Raw genomic sequence first — 17869 nt, 5'->3', positions numbered from 1 at the left:
CCAATATCGCAATATCGCGATCTGTGGTCTACTTACTCGGACATCGCAATATCGCGATATTCGGATAAGGAGAAGCCGATGAAGACAGCAGTAGTCGTGGGGGCCAACGGCGTGATCGGCGGAAATCTGGTCGAACACCTGCAGCGGACCGGGGATTGGAACATCATCGGCCTGTCCCGCCGCGGCGGTATCGACAGCGAACGCGTCCGGCACATTGCAGTGGACCTGCTCGACGGCGACGAGACTCGATGCCAGCTCTCGCACCTGACGGACGTTACGCACATCTTCTACGCCGCATATCAGGAACGCCCCACGTGGGCCGAGCTGGTGCCTCCCAATCTGGCGATGCTCGTCAACGTGGTCACCGTGATCGAGGACAGTTCTCCCGATCTGGAACACGTCAGCCTGATGCAGGGATACAAGGTGTACGGCGCGCACCTTGGCCCGTTCAAAACCCCTGCGCGCGAATCCGATCCACCGCACATGCCGCCCGAGTTCAACGTCGACCAACAACAGTTCCTCGAAAGCCGTCAGGTCGGAAAGAAGTGGTCCTGGTCGGCTATCCGGCCATCGGTGGTGTGCGGTGTAGCGCTGGGAAATCCGATGAATCTGGCCACCGTCATCGCTGTCTACGCCACCATGTGCAAGAAACTGGGCGTACCCATGCGATTCCCGGGCAAGCCCGGTGCTTTCGAATCTCTGCTGGAAATGACCGATGCATCGTTGCTCGCCGAAGCGACCGTGTGGGCCGCAACCACTCCCGCGTGCGCGAATCAGGCGTTCAACATCACGAACGGAGACCTGTTCCGCTGGAACGACATGTGGCCGCGCATCGCGGACATCTTCGGGTTGGACACCGCCACCCCACTGCCGATGTCGCTGGCCGAGGTCATGGCCGACAAAGAGCCACTGTGGAATTCGATTGTGTCCGAACACGAGCTGAAGCCCACTCCTTACCGCGATGTGTCGTCCTGGGCGTTCGGTGACTTCGTGTTCTCGTGGGACTACGACGTCATATCCGACAGCTCCAAGGCCCGCCGCATGGGTTTTCATCGTTTCGTGGACTCCGAGGCGATGTTCGCCGGCATCGTCACAGATCTCCGGCGGCAACGAATCATTCCCTGAGCGAATCGGGCTCGGTGGTTCCGCACCCGGGAGCTGTGGAGGCATAGGCTTTTCGACGCACGCCCCCGACAAGGAGATCGCCATGTCAGTGAAGTCCGAATCGACGTCCACTCGGCACGTGATGCCCAAGAAGCAACTACTCGCAGTCAGTATCGGCAATGCCGTCGAGTGGTACGACTGGACGGTCTATGCGACATTCTCGATCTACTTCGCGACCCAGATCTTCTCCGGTGACAACCCGGCTGTGGCTCTGTTGAGCACCTTGGCGACGTACTCGGTGGCGTTCTTCTTCAGGCCGCTCGGGGGCTTGCTGATCGGGCGCTTCTCCGACCTCAGAGGGCGACGCCAGGCAATGATCCTGACGATCGCGATGATGTCGGGTGGGTCGTTCGCGATCGCCGCCCTTCCCACCTTCGCTGTCGCAGGGTGGATCGCTCCGATTCTGCTGTTGCTGGCCCGGATCGTCCAGGGCATGTCGATGGGCGGTGAAGTCTCCAATGCGTCGGCCTACCTCGCCGAGATCGCCCCGAACGATCGGCGGGGGCGATACTCGTCCTTCTATTACATCTCCACCGGCACGGCCATTCTCCTTGCCTCACTACTGGGCGCGTATCTGACCTTCGTGCTCGACGACGACCAACTGAGCTCGTGGGGCTGGCGCGTACCGTTCGTCATCGGCGGGCTGCTCGGAGTAGTGGGACTCTGGATGCGACGCGGCATGGCCGAAGCCGACAACCAGGAACGCAACGCAGTGAAGGCGAAGGCCGTGCGAAACCCGTTGTGGATGACCATGAAGCACCATCCTCGTGCCGTCCTGCAAGTCGTGGGATTCGTTCTCCTCGCCACTCTCGCCTACTACACGTTCTTCTCCGCGATGACGCCCTACGCCGTCAAGCAGCGCGGAGCGGAGGCCAACGACGTGTTCGTGGCCTTGTCGATTGCGACAGCGATGTTCGTCGCGTTGCAGTACCCCATGGGTGCTCTCGCGGACCGCATCGGCCGCAAGCCGCAATTGCTCACCTACGCTGCACTGTTCGCGATTCTGATCGTCCCGCTCTCCAAGCTGATCGGGCCGTCGTTCGTCAAACTGCTGATCGTCTTCTGCGTCGGCCTGCTGCTGTTCGCGATGTGCTCGGCCATCATTCCTGCCGTTCTGGCCGAAGCCTTCCCGGCAGAGCTTCGAGGTGTAGGTATCGGGGCCTGGTACAACCTCACGGTTGCGTTGTTCGGTGGCACCGCTCCCCTACTGGTCAATGCCTTGTCCGACGCAGGCCACGCCGACTGGTTCTTCTACTATCTCGCTGCAGCAGCCGTGATCTCGTTCTTGACGATGGTGTGGATGCCGGAGAAGCGTGGCCAGGACCTGGACTGATTCTCGGCGACACTACGATCGGATGGCACACCGTCCGAGGCCGTAGGAGAGTCAATGCACCCGTTCGACGCAGCAGTCGCACTCGAGAGTGTCGGCGAGGGCACGTACGCCGGACGTACGTCGCCGTCGTACAACAACATGGTCGGCCCGTTCGGCGGAATCACTGCTGCATCGTTCGTCCGGGCCATCGAGCTCCATCCCGACTGCCAGGGAACACCGGTCTCGTTGACGGTGAACTTCGCCGGTCCTGTCGCCGAGGGTGATTTCGAGATCTCGGCTCGCCCCGTGCGGACCAACCGAAGCAACCAGCACTGGTATCTCGAACTGACTCAGAACGGTGCGGTGGCGACGACCGCGACCGCGGTGTTCGGTTCGCGTCGTGAGACCTGGGACAACATCGAGGCGACGGTCCCTGACGTTCCCTCCCCCGCCGACACGAAGCAGGGCGGTCTTCCCGACGCCATCGCGTGGGCACAGAACTACGAGATGCGTTTCGTGCACGGCGCACTGAGCGATCAGGAGTCCGCTGACTCGACCGAAACTCTGTGGATCCGCGATACACCACCGCGGCCGATGGACTTCGCGGCCCTGACCTCGCTGAGCGATGTGTTCTATCCGCGGATCTTCCAGCGGCTCGGCAAGTATGTTCCGGCTGGGACGATCTCGTTGACTACCCATTACTTCGCTACGCCCGAGGATCTCGAGCAGCATTCCGACGGATACGTCCTCGGCACCGCGCGGGCACGCCGATTTCACCAGGGCTACTTCGACCAGACTGCCGAATTGTGGACCGAGGGCGGGATTTTGCTGGCCACCAGTCACCAGCTGGTCTATTACAAGGTGTGACTCACCGACGACGGTTCGACCAGTCGTCGTACCGCGCCCCTCGCACCGTTGTCCTGCAGCGAACGCTTGGCTCGCTGGTACGCACCTCGTAGTCGCGGGCTAACCGACAGGTCCCCGAACACTGCGCGATTGGTCAGGAATGCTCCGGGATTGTCGTGGTCTTCCCACGACAGTCGCTGCAGACGCTCCGCATCGACGTCGATCATGGGCACGTCTCCACGCTCGTACACCCCACACCATCCGGCGAGTATGAACGCGCAATGATCGACGGTCCGATCGTGCGCCAACCGATCTCGCAGTACCGGCAGCACGAATTTCGGGATTCGCGCGGAGGCGTCGACGATCTGACGTTCGAGGGTGTCTCGAACGGCCAGACTCGAAAATCGTTGCAGCAGTTGCTCTATGTAGGTGTCGAGGTCTATCCCCGGCACCGGCGCGAGCGTCGGGGCAGCCTCCGCACGCATGTACGATGCGACGAATTCACGCATGTCCGGATCCGCCATCACCTCGTGAACGTGGGTGTATCCGGCGAGGATGCCGAGGTAGCTCATGGCCTGGTGGGATCCATTGAGCAGCCGAAGTTTCATGTGCTCGTACGGTGCGACATCGGAGACGAGTTGCACTCCTACTGCGTCGAACGGTGGCCGCCCGAACGAGAAGGTGTCTTCGAGTACCCACTGCGAGAACGATTCCGACTGAACGGGCCAGCGGTCGTCGATGCCGAAATCACGTCGTAGGTCGTCGACGACGGTGGGCGTCGTGGCCGGGGTGATGCGGTCGACCATCGAATTGGGGAACGCGGTCGTGGCATCGATCCAGTCGGCCAAGTCGCTGTCGTGGTGGCGCGCGAAGGACGTCAGCGCGGTGCGAGTGACCGCTCCGTTGTGGACGATGTTGTCGCACGACATCACGGTGAACGGCGGGACTCCGTGGAATCGACGGGTGGCGAGAGCCACGGTCAGAAAACCGAAGACGCTCTTCGGTATGGAGAGATCCTCGAGATCCGCCAGCACCGACGGGTCGGTGGGCTCGAACGCTCCCGTCAGATCGTCGACGCCGTAACCGCCTTCGGTGATGGTCAGGGACACGATCATCGTGGACGGTGAACTGAGCACATCGATGAGGGCCTGCGGATCGTCGGGTGCGAAAACGAAATCGGCGACGGAGCCGACGATTCGGGCGTCACGTTTGCCGTCGGGGTCGACGGTCACGAGTGTGTAGAGGTAGTCCTGGGCGTCGAGGACCTCTCCGATTCTCTTGTCCTGGGGCAGTACTCCTACCCCGCACAGCGCCCAGTCCAGGTGCCCGGCCGCGAGCAATCGGTCGAAGTAGACCGCCTGATGTGCGCGGTGAAACGCACCGACACCGAAATGAACCACACCGCAGTGCAGTTCCTCCGCATCGTACTCGGGCCTCGCGACGGTCGCCGGTAGGTGTTCCAACGTGGTGCGACGAAGCTCGGTCATGACTTCGGTCCTCGAGTCGGCTGAAGATGAAACGGACGTGGTGAGCGGTGGCGCTCCCGGGCAAGTTCTGCCACCAGGAGCACCACCGCAGTTCAGGGGTGAATCAGCAAGACGACTTGTAGACGTACTGTGCGCCTTCGCCGTCGATGTTGTCGGCGGTGATGACGTGGAAACCGGTGGAGATGTCGGCGGTGACCGGCTTGTCGTCGATGGCAGCCATGGCCTGCTCGACGCCATCGGTGCCGATGGTGCCGGGCTGCTGAGCGATCAGGGCCTGCACCGTTCCCTCACGAAGCTGCTTGACCTGCGCCGGGCCCGCATCGAAGCCGACGATCTTGACCTGATCCTGCTTGCCCGCCTGCCGAACTCCGGTTGCGGTGCCTTCGGCCGCAAAGGTGTTGGCAGCGAAGATGCCGACGATGTCGGGGTCCTTGGCCAGTGCGGCCGAGACCAGCCGGGCGGCTTCGGCCGGATCGTTGTGGCTGTACTGCACGCCCAGGTAATCGAAGGCCGAGTTCGCTCCGACGGCTTCCTCGAAGCCTTCCACTCGGGCGTCGGCGGTGGAGACTCCCGGATCGGTCGAGATCACCAGCACCTTGCCGCCTGCCGGGCTGAGCCGCTCGATGGCGCTGAATGCCTCTGCGCCACCGCCCTTGTTGTCGGACGAGATGGAAGAGACCGCAATGGACGGATCTTCGAGAGTGGTGTCGACGAGGACGACCTTGATGCCGGCCTTCGAGGCTGCCTCGAGGGGTGCCTGCATGGCGGCGACGTCGGTGGGCGCGATGAGAATGGCCGACGGCCGTGATGCCACAACCGAATCCACGATCGGCTTCTGCAGCGTCGGGTCGAACTTCACCGGCCCCTGGGTGTCGACGGTGACGCCTGCATCCTTGGCTGCGGCCTCGATTCCGCACTGCATGCTGATGTAGAACTCGTCGCCGCTGACGCCTTGGATGAAGGCGATCTTGCCGCTGCCGCCACCGCTTCCGGAGTCGGACGAACAACCCGCCAGAAACATGGCGGAGACCGAAGCGACACTCAGTGCAACGACGGCGGTGCGTGATGTGATCATGGTCGACTTTCTTGTAAGGGGTTGCGAGTGAGGGAGTTCAGGGCCGGTCCGAAGCTAGGGACTTCGAGACCAGAGTCTCTTGAGGGAGCTGGGCGATTGGCCTCGACTTGCGGCGTCGCGTCGACGTTGGTCGAAGTACACCGCGGCGATGAGAACCGCACCGACGGCGACCTGCTGCCAGAAGGGCTGTACTCCGACGATGACGAAGCCGTTCTGCAGTACGGCCGGGATGAACAATCCGACGACGGTGCCGAACATGGTGCCGATGCCGCCGAAGAGGCTCGTTCCACCGATGACCACTGCCGCAATGACATTGAGGTTGGTCTGGGACTGGCCGGCGATCGCGGTGGTGCCGTACTGGGACAGCGACAGTATGCCCGCCAACCCGGCGAGGGTGCCGGAGAGTGCGTAGATCTTGACCAGATGCATGTCCACTTTGATGCCGACGCGGCGAGCGGACTGCTCCTTGGAGCCGACGGCGAAGGTGTAGAGGCCGAACTTGGTGCGGTGCAGAACGATTCCGAAGATAACGACCAGCACCAAGGCGATGCTCGAGATCAACGGGATGGTGGTGGCAGGCAGGTTTCCGTAGCCGATCGTGTCGACGAGAACCGGTGGTACGTCGCGGATGTCGACGCCGCCGGTGATGACCTGCGACAGACCGAGCGCCCCGCCCAGTGTGCCGAGTGTGACGATCAGCGGAGGCACTTTCGCCTTACCGATCAGAAATCCGTTCAGTAGGCCCCAGCACAGGCCGCATCCCAGCGCCACCACGATGCCGACGGCCGCCACTCCCCAGCCGTCGCCGCCGATCGCGGCCATCGTCTTCGCCGACACCACGCCGGAGAAGACGAGCACCGAGCCGACCGAGAGGTCGATGCCGCTGGTGACGATCACGAACGTCATGCCGATACCGAGAACGGCCAGGATGGAGACGTTCTGGATGATCTGCCGAATGTTGCCCCATTCGGGGAAGCTGCCGGGGGCCATGATCGAGAACACCAGGCAGATCGCCGCCAGCACCAGCACGATCTGAAAGACCTGAACTCGCGCCAGCTTTCCGAGCGACTCGACGAGATCGAACGTGTGCCGTGACGGCCTGTCGCCGGGAGGCAGCGGCTCGAGCGATGGGGAGATGGTCTGGTTGCTCATCGTGTTGCTCCGGTGGTTGCGCCGGTCATCGCACCGACGAGTTCTTCCATGGTCGTGTTCTTGGCGTCGAGGGTGGCCACGCGCTTGCCCATCCGCAGCACCTGGACACGGTCGGCTACTTCCATCACGTGCGGCATGGAGTGGCTGATGAACACCACGGCCACTCCCCTGTCCGCGACCCGGCGGATGGTGTCGAGGACGTTGCGCGTCTGCACGACACCGAGGGCGGCGGTCGGTTCGTCGAGAAAGACGACGCCCTTGGCCCAGGCGACGGCACGCGCGATGGCGATGGCCTGTTGCTGGCCGCCGGACATCGATCCCACCGGGACGGTGAGGCTACGGACGGTGGCACCGAGTTCGTCGAGCGCATCCTGTGATTGCTTGCGCATCGTGGAGACGTCGAGGAAACCGAGGCGGCCGAGCAGCCCCTTGGCCGGCAGTTCGCGTCCGAGAAACATGTTCTGTTGCGCGTTGAGATGCGGAGCGAGCGCGAGATCCTGGAACACCGTTTCGATTCCGAGCTCTGCCGCCACCGTCGGACTGTCGAGATCGACTGCTGTGCCGTCGAACAGGATCTCTCCGGTGTCGACGGCCAGGCTGCCCGAAAGAGCCTTCACCATCGTGGACTTGCCTGCGCCGTTGTCGCCGATGAGGGCGACGACCTCACCCGGGTAGATGTCGAAGTCTGCGTCGTCGAGGGCGCGCACGTTTCCGAAGCTCCTCGACAATCCCCTCGCTTCGAGGATCGGTGTCGCAGCAGGTGCAACGGTGGCCATGGGTACTCCTCGGTCGAATGGAAACGTTCGGGTGTGGGACAGGACGCCCCCGCCGACGCCGGTGCAGCACGGTTCGAGAACTGGGCCTGCGCGGCATGTCGAGCTCCCTGCGGGGCTCGCTGTGTTAACGAGTGTGACCCACACAACTCGCATTGTCACGTGTTTCGCGAAAATTCATGTCACCGGTGACATGGCCTGTCGACCCGGCGGTCATTCCGCCGCAGTACGAGGCCGATATCCGACCACGGGGTACCGTCTCTGAACTGGACAAATGGACGATCTACACCGTTTTCGCGACGGGGAGGACGCGCTGCGGTACCGTCCATGACACCGATGACATACGGGTCCACTCCGGGACCGATGACATCGATGACATGACCACTCGGAACAGTGAAGGTAGACCCCCATGGCGAAGTTCGACGGCCGCAAGATCTTGGTGACAGGTGCCAGCGGAGGCATCGGCTCGGCTACCGTTCGGCGATTGGTGGCCGACGGTGCCGACGTCGTCGCGGCGGGCCAGTCGGTGGACGCGCTGGAAAAATTGGCCGACGAAACCGGCGCAACGCCCCTGGCGTTCGATCTGACGTCCGAGGACAGTGTTCGCGACGCCGTCGCGGGCCTCGAGCTGTACGGCGTCGTCAACTGCGCCGGATTCGGCGGCGAGATCGCCACGCCTCAGGACACCGACATCTCGATCTTCGACAAGGTCATCGCCATCAATGCGCGCGGCGCACTGTTGGTCATCAAGTACACCGTCCCCGCCATGATCGCCGCGGGCACCGGAGCCATCGTCAACGTCTCGAGCCAGGCCAGTCTCGTCGCTCTGACCGGACACATCTCTTACGGATCCTCGAAAGCAGCCTTGGACAACATCACTCGGGTCTCCGCACTCGAACTCGGCCGCCACGGCATCCGCGTGAACGGTGTGAACCCGACGGTCGTCATGACGGAGATGTCCGCGTTCTACTGGGGTCGCCCGGAGATCGAGGAGCCGTTCCTGGCGCAGATGCCGCTGGGACGCTGGGCCACCGAAGACGAGATTGCCGCGCCGATTGCCTTCTTGCTGAGCGATGATGCTTCCATGGTGACCGGAGTGTCGTTGCCGGTGGACGGCGGCTACACCAGTCGCTGACGGGACGAGGACGAGCAGACGGGGTAGATCATGACCACCATGCAAGACGTCGCGGCGCTGGCCAAGGTCAGTGCCAAGACCGTCTCACGGGTGTACAACAACGACCCGCACGTCGATCCCGATACTCGTGCCCGCGTTGCCGAAGCGCTCGAGTCGCTCAACTATGTGCCGAACACGATGGCGACCTCCTTTCGCAACGGCCAGACGGCGGCCATCGGTGTCGCCGTCCCGGATATCGACGACCCCTTCTTCTCCTCCATCGCACGCGCAGTGGAGGAACGGGCCCGCCAGGACGACATGGCAGTTCTCGTCACCAGCCTCGGCCACGACGGAGATCAGGAACAGGCTTTGGTGGAGTCGCTGCTGCGTAGACAGTTGAGCGGCTTGATCATCGCGCCGACGGGTGCGGACCACGCATATCTGGAGCGCTGGATCGACAGGACACCGACGGTGTTCGTCGACCGCGCACCCGACGGCCTCAAAGCCGACAGCTTCGTCGACGACGATCACGGCGGGGCGGTGTTGGCCACCGATCATCTTCTCGATCTGGGCCATACCCGCATCGCCGTGATCGGCGACAGTGCCGGGATCCCGACCAGCCGCAATCGCTTGGCCGGATATCGAGAGTCGTTGCAGGCCCGGGGAATCGAATTCGACGAGGCTCTCGTCGCTCTGGGTGTGCTGGACCGCGAGGACGCCCGTGTGGCATTGAACGACTTGACCGCACTCGACAGTCCACCTACCGCACTGTTTCTGTCGAACGCGCGGGTGGCGATGGCCTGCGTACCTGTTCTACAGCAGATGAATTTGCTGCATCTGGCGTTCGTCGGATTCGGCGACTTTCCCCTCGCCGATGCAGTGATGCCACCGGTGACGGTGATCGATCAGAACCCGGCTCGACTCGGCCATCTGGCCATCGAACGACTGTTGGGTCGAATCGAAAATCCCGGGCGCCGTTACAAACGACGCAACATCCTGGGTGTCGAGTTGATCGAGCGCGAATCCTGTACTCCTGGAACCACTCACACCATCAGCTGAGCCCGAGTTCTCGGGCGACGAGATCGGCTTGCTGCGCGGTCGTCAGTTCGGCGTCGACGCGCAAGTGCGGGATGCTCGGCGTCCGAGCCGGCGGATCCACCGGCCGATGAGCATCGCGATACGCGCCACGAGCGGCCCGGCGTCGCGCCAGGAGCTCCGGCGATCCGTCGACGTGGATCACCTTCGTTGCAGCAGGGGACAATTCGTTCATCAACAGCGTCCATTCTGGCGCGCCCGTCAATTCGCGGGTGAAGGGCGCAACGAGGACGGGCCGCTGACCGAGCTGTACGAGATCCCGGGCAGCGGCGCGCACCACGGCGTAGCGCCCGGCGCGAATCCGCTCCGAATGTGGTCCGGCACTGTTCCAGTGCGGGCCTTCGATCATCGAATCCAGTTCGTCCAGTAGCGGATTGGTGAGGGTGTCCAGGTCGAGCAGGGCCGTACCGAGACGGCGCGCCAGCTCTCTACCCAGCGTCGTTTTGCCACTGCCCGCCGCGCCGGCAACCACCAGGACCGGTAGAGATTCCCGTTCGATTCCGAGGACGTCTTGACAGACATGAGGCATAGCGGGAATCATACAAGACAACGTTGTCTCGCATACGTGCTACAGCGACACACTTCCTCCGATCGAGAGTTCACGTGACCGAGCGCGCCAGCATCAAAGACGTCGCCGCCTTGGCGGGCGTCAGCTTCAAGACCGTCTCACGCGTCGTCAACGGCGTGGATACGGTCCTGCCGGAGCTACGCGAGCGGGTCGAGGCTGCGGTGCAGACACTGAACTACGTTCCGAACTCCGCCGCCAGGTCGCTGAAATCGGGGTCGGGCAACACCATCGGGATCGTCGTCGACTCCATCGACGACGTCTTCTTCGCATCACTGGTCAGTGCCGTCGAAGATCGCGCACTCGAACACGGGCTCGCCGTCATCGTCGGCAGCACCGGCTTCGATGCCCAGCGCGAACGGGATCAGCTGGCCCTCCTGGCCGGACAACACGTGCGGGGCATCATCCTCGCGCCGGTCGGCGACCACAGTGACTTCCTCGTACCTCGGCGTCGCACACTGCCCACCGTTACCATCGACCGCTCGATCGCCGGTTTCGATTCTGTCATCGTGGACGATTACGGTGCCGCCAAGCGAGCCGTCGAGAAGTTGGTGGCAAGCGGGCACACGCGAATTGCTCTGCTCGGCTTCGACGATCGCCTGCAGACTGCGCAGTTGCGCAGGCAGGCGTATCTCGACGTTCTCGCCGATCTCGGCCAAGAGCCGGAGTCCGCGCTCGCCCCTCCGGTATCCCACGCCGCAGATTCGGTGCGGCCTGTAGTGAAGACGTTACTGGCGCAGCGCAATCCACCGACTGCGTTCTTCGTCGCCAACGCACGACACGCGACCGCCGTGGTGTCGGTTCTGCACGAGATCGGTCGCACCGACGTAGCCATGGTGTCGTTCGGCAATTTCTCGCTCGCCGATGCCGTCAGCCCGTCGGTGACCTGTATCGACCAAGACCCGTATCGCATCGGCACCCTCGCATTCGACCGCCTGGTGCAGCGGTTCGACGATCCCTATCTCGAACCAGAGCAGCAGATAGCGCCGACCACTCTGGTGGAACGACTTTCACATGCACTCCCCCTACCCGTAGAGAAATGAGAACTACTCCGTGAACCCCAGACTTGTTGCGGGACTGGACCTCGGGAGCACCGGCGTCAAAGTACTCGTCACCGACGATGCAGGCACCGAGCTGCTCATCGAGCAGAGTCCCACACCGTGGCGGCACGGACCGGGCGGAACCACCGACCTGGCCGCCGAGGATCTGTTGTCCACCATCGGGCAGCTACTCGATGCGGTCGCTCGCCGGCTGCCCGAGGCAACCGGTGACCCGGCCGCCCGCATCGACGCCATCGCGGTGTCCGGAATGGGTGAGACGGGCTTTCTTCTCGATGAAGACAACGTTGTCCGGGCACCGGCCTTCGCGTGGTTCGACCCGCGTGGTCAGCAGCAGGTCGACAACCTGCCGGCCGAATTGCGCGACCAGTTCGCCGGCAAGACCGGACTTCCCGTCGGCGTTCAGGTCTCCGTCGTCAAGATTGCGCATCTTCGTGACAACGGACTGAGCCTGACCGGGCTGCGATGGTTCAACCTGCCGGAGTTCGTCGTACTGTCCCTCGGTGGTCGTGCCGTGGCCGATTATTCACTGAGTTCGCGCACCGGACTACTCGATCAGGACAGCGGCGAGCCGTGGTCGGAGATGTTGGCGCACCTGGGTGTCGGAACCGACTTCATGCCGCCACTGGTCGACGCCGGAACCGATCTCGGAACTGCCGACGCACCAACACTTCCCGAGTCCATCGCCGGCGCTCGTCTGACTGTGGCCGGTCACGATCATCTCGTGTCCGCGGTGTCCGGCGGAGCGATCCCGCACGACCGTTACCACGTGTCGATGGGCACTGCCGAGGTGCTGCTGCGGGTACTCGACACTCCGTTGACCACCGACGCACGGAGCAGGCTGGCCGAACACCTCATCAACTCGGTGCGCCACGTGGTTCCGGGGCAACATGTGCTCGTCGCGGGAGTGAAGACCGGCTTGCTGATGCGACGGGCGTTGCAGCTGTGCGACATCAGCGATCGTGCCGGTCGCGACCTACTGGACCAGCGAGTGTGCGCACTGCCTGCAGGCGGACCGTTCACCGACGGCGGTATCGACATCACTGGTGCCCGCAACGACGACGGCGTTCTGTCCATCACGGTCCGTACAGACGGGATCGATTCGGCCGAGCTGTTCCGTTCGATTCTGTTGCACGGCAACAACGAAGTGGCTCGCCTCATCGACGCACTCGACGCCGAGGTGCCGCCCGCCAGGACGACATTGCTCACCGGCGGCTGGGCCGGCATGGCCAGCGTACGAGATGCCCGGGCTCAGGTGCTGCCCGATGTCTCGGTCTCGACCAGATCCCAGGACACTGCCTACGGCGCAGCACTGTTCGCGGCCCGACTACTGACGCTCATAGAAATCTGAGCCCACATTTCTGCAGCGAGACAACGTTGTCTCTGCTGATCTCGACCCCAACACCCCACCAGGAGAAGAAGATGAACGAACTCACCACCCTCGAACGTCGCGGAATGGCTGCTATCTCCACCGAAGGCGGCAACATGCTCATCGTCGCCGGTGATCAGCGCAACGGCATGAAGGCCGTCATGAAGGACGCCGTCGACGGGCCGGGCTCGATCACCGTCGAGCAGCTCGCCGAGGCCAAGGCCGATCTGGTTCGCTACCTCGGCAACCACGCGCCGGCGATCCTGCTGGACCCGGAGGTGGCACTGCCGAAGATCGTCGACGACGGTGTGCTCTCGCGGGGCACCGCTTTGGTGGTCGGCATGGATGCGTCGGGCTTCGAGGAGACCGACGGTCTGCGCTACACCCGTTTCGTCGACGGCGTGACCCCGCGCGTCGTGCGTGACCTCGGCGGCGACGTCGCCAAGATGCTGTTCTACATGCGCCCCGAGCAGCAGGGCGTCGATTCCCGTGTCGCCGAGGAGATCCGCGACCTCGTCAAGGCATGCTCCGCCGAGGGTCTGCTCCTCATCGTCGAGATCTTGACCTACCAGCTCGAGGGTGAGTCGGACGAGGACTACAAGGCCGGCTTCGGCAAGATCATTGCCGACTCCACGCGCATTTCGGTCGAGTGCGGTGCCAAGGTACTCAAGCTCCCCTACCCCGGTTCCGCCGAGGCCTGTGCTGCCGTCACCGAAGCAGCACAGGGTGTTCCGTGGGCCGTGCTGTCGGCGGGCGTCGATCACGAGACGTTCATCGAGCAGGTCCGCATCGCCGTCGCCAACGGTGCACGTGGAGCGATGGCAGGCCGGTCACTGTGGAAGGACAGCATGGCTGTCTCTGCCGAGACCCGCGAGGATCTGCTCACCAACCGCGCACTCCCCCGGCTGCGTGAGCTGAACGCGGCCGTCGACGCCTGATCGGCGTTTTTCGACCGAGCCCGTGGGCGAACACGGGCTCGGTCGACGCCGTCTGGGTAGCGTGAACCCATGACGGAAGACTCGAACCACATCGATATCGTTGCCGCGCCCGGAGTGTTCGCCGATCTGCAGACCGCACAGGAGCTGGTCGCACGGGCCCTGTCCGCCCGCGGTCTGTCGGGCGGAATTGTCGACACTGCAACCGGTTCCGGTGAGGTTGTCGTCGTTCCCGGCGATGGAGCGCAGGTCGATACGTCGTTGTACAGCAGCGTCGTTCGCGTCGACTTCGGTCAGTGCGCACCGGATCGGTCCGAAAATATTCGCGCCCACATCCGGGGCCGCGGTCTCGACGGTCTCCGGTTCGCGATCGACAGTGTGTACTTTCATCGCTTCCACCCCGGCACGATCGTGACGTACGGAGATCACCCCGAGCAACGCGTCGAACTGCGGGTGCCCGAAGGCGACGGCCCGTTCCCCGTCGCCGTACTGATTCACGGCGGGTACTGGCGTTCGAGGTGGGAATTCGACCTGATGGATGCGATGGCGGTGGATCTGACCGCACGCGGCTACGCCACCTGGAATGTCGAGTATCGCCGACCCGACGAACACGGTTGGGATACGACGACCGGAGATGTCGCGGCTGCTCTCGCCGCGCTGGAGACGGCACCCGCCTCGCTGGATCTGGCTCGAATTGTCCTGATGGGCCATTCCGCGGGAGGCCAACTGGCCCTGCGGCTTGCGGCCGATTCTGTCGGCGAACAGGTGGCCCCTGCCCTGGCGGTGAGTCTGGCCGGGGTGCTCGACCTGAAAGTCGGCGACGAGCGGTGGCTCGGGGAAGGTGCGGTATCGAACGCAATCGGCGCCCGTTATGCGGAGTCGCGACGCATCTACGAGGAGTCGTCACCGATGTCTCGACTGCCCCTCGGTGTGCCACAGCTGGTGGTGTCCGCAGTGGCCGACGATCCCAATCTCCTCGAGATCAGCCGCGCGTACTACGCCGCCGCATCCGCGACTTCCGATTCCGTTGCTTCGGTCGAAGGACCGGGCGGGCACTTCGCCGTCGTCGATCCCACGTCGGAGATCTGGGTCGACATCGTTGCGGCGGTAGAGGCGGCCCTGATGTAACTCGACCTCAGTCGGTGGTGATCGACAGAATCACCCGCGGCTTGCGGCGTCGAGCAATGATCAGTTCGACGAGCATGACGATGCGGTATTCGATGCCGTATTTCTTCTTCAGCACCGATGTCGGTCTCGAGGCGGCGTCTCCGGTGACGATGGTCGCCGAGCCGGTTACCTCCACGGCGTCATCGGGCACCGCTCCGCGCCGACTGCACGGGCGGAGCTCCACGCGATCGGAGTTCCTGATGCGCTTGACCTTGCCGCTCTCCGCGGGAGTGATGACGACCAGGTTGTCGCCGTCTCGGGCGATCCACACCGGCGTCGATACCGGCGCACCGGATTGACGGAAGGTGGTGAGCGAAACGAATGCCTCGTCGCCGAGGGCACGAGCGTCATTCGAAGTAGTGGCCATGAGTACCAAGTTACGCACCCTCCTCGCGTCGAGTCCGTAGTGTGCATGTTGTGACGCGGAGCACAACGACGTGCAGCCGCGCCGGGACATCGAAAGCGAGATCGTCGTGAAGAGCACCATGCAGGACACCCCACTGTCCATCGGCCAGCTGGTTCGATTCGGGACGTCCATCCACTCCTCGGCCGAGATCACCACGTGGACCGACACCGGGCCTACCACGGTGACATTCGGGGAGCTGGGCAGGCGGGCAGCACAATTGGCTCACGGCCTGCGGTCCATCGGGATCGACGATGATCAGCGAGTCGCGACATTCATGTGGAACAACGCCCCGCACATGGAGGCCTACATGGCGATTCCGGCGATGGGGGCAGTGCTGCACACCCTGAACATTCGACTCTTCCCCGAGCAGCTCACCTACATCGTCAATCACGCAGAAGATCAAGTGATCATTGCCGACGCCAGCCTGCTCCCCCTACTGACGCCGTTGCTGCCGACGTTCGAGACCGTGCGACATCTCGTGGTCGTCGGGGTCGACCCAGCGCAGGTCACTGCACCCGACGGTATCGAGGTGCTCGGCTACGAGGATCTGTTGTCCGGCAAACCGGAGGAGTTCGATTGGCCCGAACTCGACGAACGATCAGCTGCCGCAATGTGTTACACCTCGGGCACCACCGGCGATCCCAAGGGGGTCGTGTACTCGCATCGCTCGATCTACCTGCATTCCATGCAGGCGTGCATGACCGACGCGATGGCAATCGCGCAGTCCGACAAGGTGTTGGCCATCGTGCCGATGTTCCACGCGATGTCGTGGGGGCTCCCGTATGCGGCGCTGATGGTCGGTGCGTCCCTGATCATGCCCGACAGGTTTCTGCAGCCGGCTCCGTTGGCAGAGATGATGTCGACGCTTCGTCCGACGGCGGCGGCTGCTGTCCCGACGATCTGGCAGGCCCTGCTCGCTCATCTGGACGAGCATCCGGCGGATCTGTCGAGTCTGCGTGATGTGGTGGTCGGCGGTGCCGCATGCCCACCGAATCTGATGAAAGCCTTCCACGAGAAGTACGGCGTACACATCTCGCAGGCATGGGGCATGACCGAGACCTCACCGCTCGGCACCTCCGGTAGGCCCGACGCGGGACTGTCGCCGGAGGACGAGTTCGACTTGCGTTGCACACAAGGCAGATTCGTTGCCGGAGTTCGGGCACGACTCGTCGACGACGCCGGAACGGTGTTGCCGTGGGACGGCAAGACCGTCGGCGAGCTCGAGGTCCGTGGCCCGTGGATCACCGGCAGCTACTACCGCGCTGACGCGGACGACAAGTTCGACGACGGTTGGCTGCGAACCGGTGACGTGGGCACCATCTCCGAGAACGGCTACCTCCGGCTCACCGATCGCTCCAAGGACATCATCAAGTCCGGCGGTGAATGGATCTCCTCGGTGGAACTCGAGAACCAGGTGATGGGACATCCGGCTGTTCGTGAGGCCGCGGTCATCGGTGTGCCCGACCCGAAGTGGGACGAGCGGCCACTGGTCGCTGTCGTCGTCCGCGAGGGTGCGTCGGTGACGGCCGAGGAATTGAAGGAGTTCCTCGACAGCCGCGTCGCGCATTGGCAGTTGCCGGAACGATGGACCTTCATCGACGAGGTCCCGAAAACCAGCGTCGGCAAATACGACAAGAAAAGGCTGCGGAGTTCCCACGCCGACGGGGCGTTAAAGGTCATCGAGTTGGTCTAGCTCCAGCCGATACGCCTCTCACGAATGGTGCCGTCAGTGCGTTGTCGGCGGGCCCATTCCCAACGAGGCGAGAGTCATGTCCGCAACTCGTTCGAGTTGATCCCGAGTCGACCCGTCTCGGGCACGTTGCGACATGCCCTGGATGACGACGCCGATGAATTCCGCTGTGTCGAGAGGTGCCGACGACTGCGGCAGGATTCCGTCGGCGGCGTTCTCCGAAATGCGTTGTGCCAACAGTGAGACGTTGGCATTGCGTATGTCGCGCATCCGATCTGCGATGCTCTGGTTGGCCTCGGTGACCCCGACGGCCGAACTGATGATCAGACAGCCCCCCGGACAGGACTCATCGGTGTAGTGCGATGCTGCCTCGTACAGCAGTCTGGAAATGAGTTCGGCAGCGTTGGGCTCCTCGGCAAACGCCCGGCCCATGAAGTCACCGCGGGTCGCGAGGTAACGGTCGATAGCAGCGAAGAACAGCTCTTCCTTGCCACCGAATGCGCTGTAGAGACTTGGCGGGTTGATGCCCATTGCACTGGTGAGCACGGAGACGGAAGTGCCCTCGTACCCGTGCCGCCAGAAGGCCAACATCGCTTTGTCGAGCGCAGCGTCGACGTCGAACTTCCGGCCCTGCCCGCGAACCCCGGCCATTGTTCCCCCT

General features: G+C 63.5%; 17 protein-coding genes. 10 read left to right on the top strand and 7 right to left on the bottom strand.

All coding sequences use genetic code 11. The annotated features are described in order from the left end of the window. The first annotated feature begins 78 nt into the window (after positions 1–78). From CH262_RS26070 to CH262_RS26060, 3 genes are all read left to right on the top strand, one after another. Positions 79–1125, top strand: a complete 1047-nt coding sequence (locus tag CH262_RS26070; protein ID WP_094718838.1) for an SDR family oxidoreductase — start codon at positions 79–81, stop codon at positions 1123–1125. A gap of 82 nt (positions 1126–1207) precedes the next feature. Beyond that, positions 1208–2497 carry an MFS transporter gene (locus CH262_RS26065; protein ID WP_094718837.1) on the top strand — a complete coding sequence of 430 codons (1290 nt, stop codon included), beginning with the start codon at positions 1208–1210 and terminating at the stop codon, positions 2495–2497. Between the two features lie 54 nt (positions 2498–2551). Continuing rightward, positions 2552–3343, top strand: coding sequence for an acyl-CoA thioesterase (locus tag CH262_RS26060; protein ID WP_094718836.1), 792 nt, complete (start codon positions 2552–2554; stop codon positions 3341–3343). Here the strand turns inward: CH262_RS26060 and CH262_RS26055 are convergent. From CH262_RS26055 to CH262_RS26040, 4 genes are all read right to left on the bottom strand, one after another. Next, the gene (locus CH262_RS26055) at positions 3331–4809 is read right to left on the bottom strand and encodes a mannitol dehydrogenase family protein (protein ID WP_094718835.1); all 1479 of its coding nucleotides are present in this window, start codon (positions 4807–4809) and stop codon (positions 3331–3333) included. The two genes, CH262_RS26060 and CH262_RS26055, sit on opposite strands and share 13 nt — an antisense overlap. A gap of 103 nt (positions 4810–4912) precedes the next feature. After that, on the bottom strand, positions 4913–5884 hold the full coding sequence (locus CH262_RS26050) for an ABC transporter substrate-binding protein (protein WP_032364379.1): 972 nt from the start codon (positions 5882–5884) through the stop codon (positions 4913–4915). A gap of 54 nt (positions 5885–5938) precedes the next feature. Continuing rightward, the gene (locus tag CH262_RS26045) at positions 5939–7036 is read right to left on the bottom strand and encodes an ABC transporter permease (RefSeq protein ID WP_032364378.1); all 1098 of its coding nucleotides are present in this window, start codon (positions 7034–7036) and stop codon (positions 5939–5941) included. Continuing rightward, a complete protein-coding gene (locus tag CH262_RS26040; RefSeq protein WP_094718834.1) occupies positions 7033–7812 on the bottom strand; it encodes an ATP-binding cassette domain-containing protein in 780 nt (259 codons plus the stop codon). The genes CH262_RS26045 and CH262_RS26040 overlap by 4 nt, the downstream gene beginning before the upstream one ends. A 406-nt stretch (positions 7813–8218) precedes the next feature. Between CH262_RS26040 and CH262_RS26035 the strand changes: the two genes are divergently transcribed. Both CH262_RS26035 and CH262_RS26030 read left to right on the top strand, forming a co-directional pair. Beyond that, positions 8219–8944, top strand: a complete 726-nt coding sequence (locus tag CH262_RS26035; RefSeq protein ID WP_094718833.1) for an SDR family oxidoreductase — start codon at positions 8219–8221, stop codon at positions 8942–8944. Positions 8945–8974: 30 nt separating this feature from the next. Continuing rightward, positions 8975–9982: a LacI family DNA-binding transcriptional regulator gene (locus CH262_RS26030; RefSeq protein ID WP_094718832.1), complete on the top strand. Its 1008-nt coding sequence runs from the start codon at positions 8975–8977 to the stop codon at positions 9980–9982. Here the strand turns inward: CH262_RS26030 and CH262_RS26025 are convergent. Further along, positions 9975–10547, bottom strand: coding sequence for an AAA family ATPase (locus tag CH262_RS26025; protein ID WP_176458079.1), 573 nt, complete (start codon positions 10545–10547; stop codon positions 9975–9977). The genes CH262_RS26030 and CH262_RS26025 overlap by 8 nt on opposite strands. Before the next feature lie 74 nt (positions 10548–10621). Between CH262_RS26025 and CH262_RS26020 the strand changes: the two genes are divergently transcribed. From CH262_RS26020 to CH262_RS26005, 4 genes are all read left to right on the top strand, one after another. Continuing rightward, on the top strand, positions 10622–11626 hold the full coding sequence (locus CH262_RS26020) for a LacI family DNA-binding transcriptional regulator (RefSeq protein ID WP_063216736.1): 1005 nt from the start codon (positions 10622–10624) through the stop codon (positions 11624–11626). Between the two features lie 10 nt (positions 11627–11636). Continuing rightward, a complete protein-coding gene (locus CH262_RS26015) occupies positions 11637–12992 on the top strand; it encodes an FGGY-family carbohydrate kinase (protein WP_094666526.1) in 1356 nt (451 codons plus the stop codon). Between the two features lie 71 nt (positions 12993–13063). Then, entirely contained in the window at positions 13064–13948 is an 885-nt protein-coding gene (locus CH262_RS26010; RefSeq protein WP_032383251.1) for a tagatose-bisphosphate aldolase, read from the top strand. Positions 13949–14017: 69 nt separating this feature from the next. After that, positions 14018–15073: an alpha/beta hydrolase gene (locus CH262_RS26005; RefSeq protein ID WP_094718831.1), complete on the top strand. Its 1056-nt coding sequence runs from the start codon at positions 14018–14020 to the stop codon at positions 15071–15073. Positions 15074–15080: 7 nt separating this feature from the next. Here CH262_RS26005 and CH262_RS26000 read toward each other — a convergent pair whose 3' ends face one another. Then, positions 15081–15479 carry a PPOX class F420-dependent oxidoreductase gene (locus CH262_RS26000; protein ID WP_094718830.1) on the bottom strand — a complete coding sequence of 133 codons (399 nt, stop codon included), beginning with the start codon at positions 15477–15479 and terminating at the stop codon, positions 15081–15083. A 106-nt stretch (positions 15480–15585) separates the two neighbouring features. Here CH262_RS26000 and CH262_RS25995 point away from each other — a divergent pair, with 106 nt between their 5' ends. After that, on the top strand, positions 15586–17211 hold the full coding sequence (locus CH262_RS25995; RefSeq protein WP_094718866.1) for a long-chain fatty acid--CoA ligase: 1626 nt from the start codon (positions 15586–15588) through the stop codon (positions 17209–17211). 33 nt (positions 17212–17244) lie between these two features. On the opposite strand, the gene CH262_RS25990 is transcribed toward CH262_RS25995, so the two are convergent. After that, on the bottom strand, positions 17245–17859 hold the full coding sequence (locus CH262_RS25990; RefSeq protein WP_094718829.1) for a TetR/AcrR family transcriptional regulator: 615 nt from the start codon (positions 17857–17859) through the stop codon (positions 17245–17247). Positions 17860–17869 lie beyond the last annotated feature (10 nt).

The organism is Rhodococcus sp. 05-2255-1e (assembly GCF_002259025.1).
Lineage (GTDB): Bacteria > Actinomycetota > Actinomycetes > Mycobacteriales > Mycobacteriaceae > Rhodococcoides > Rhodococcoides fascians.
This window is presented reverse-complemented; position numbering and strand designations above follow the sequence as displayed.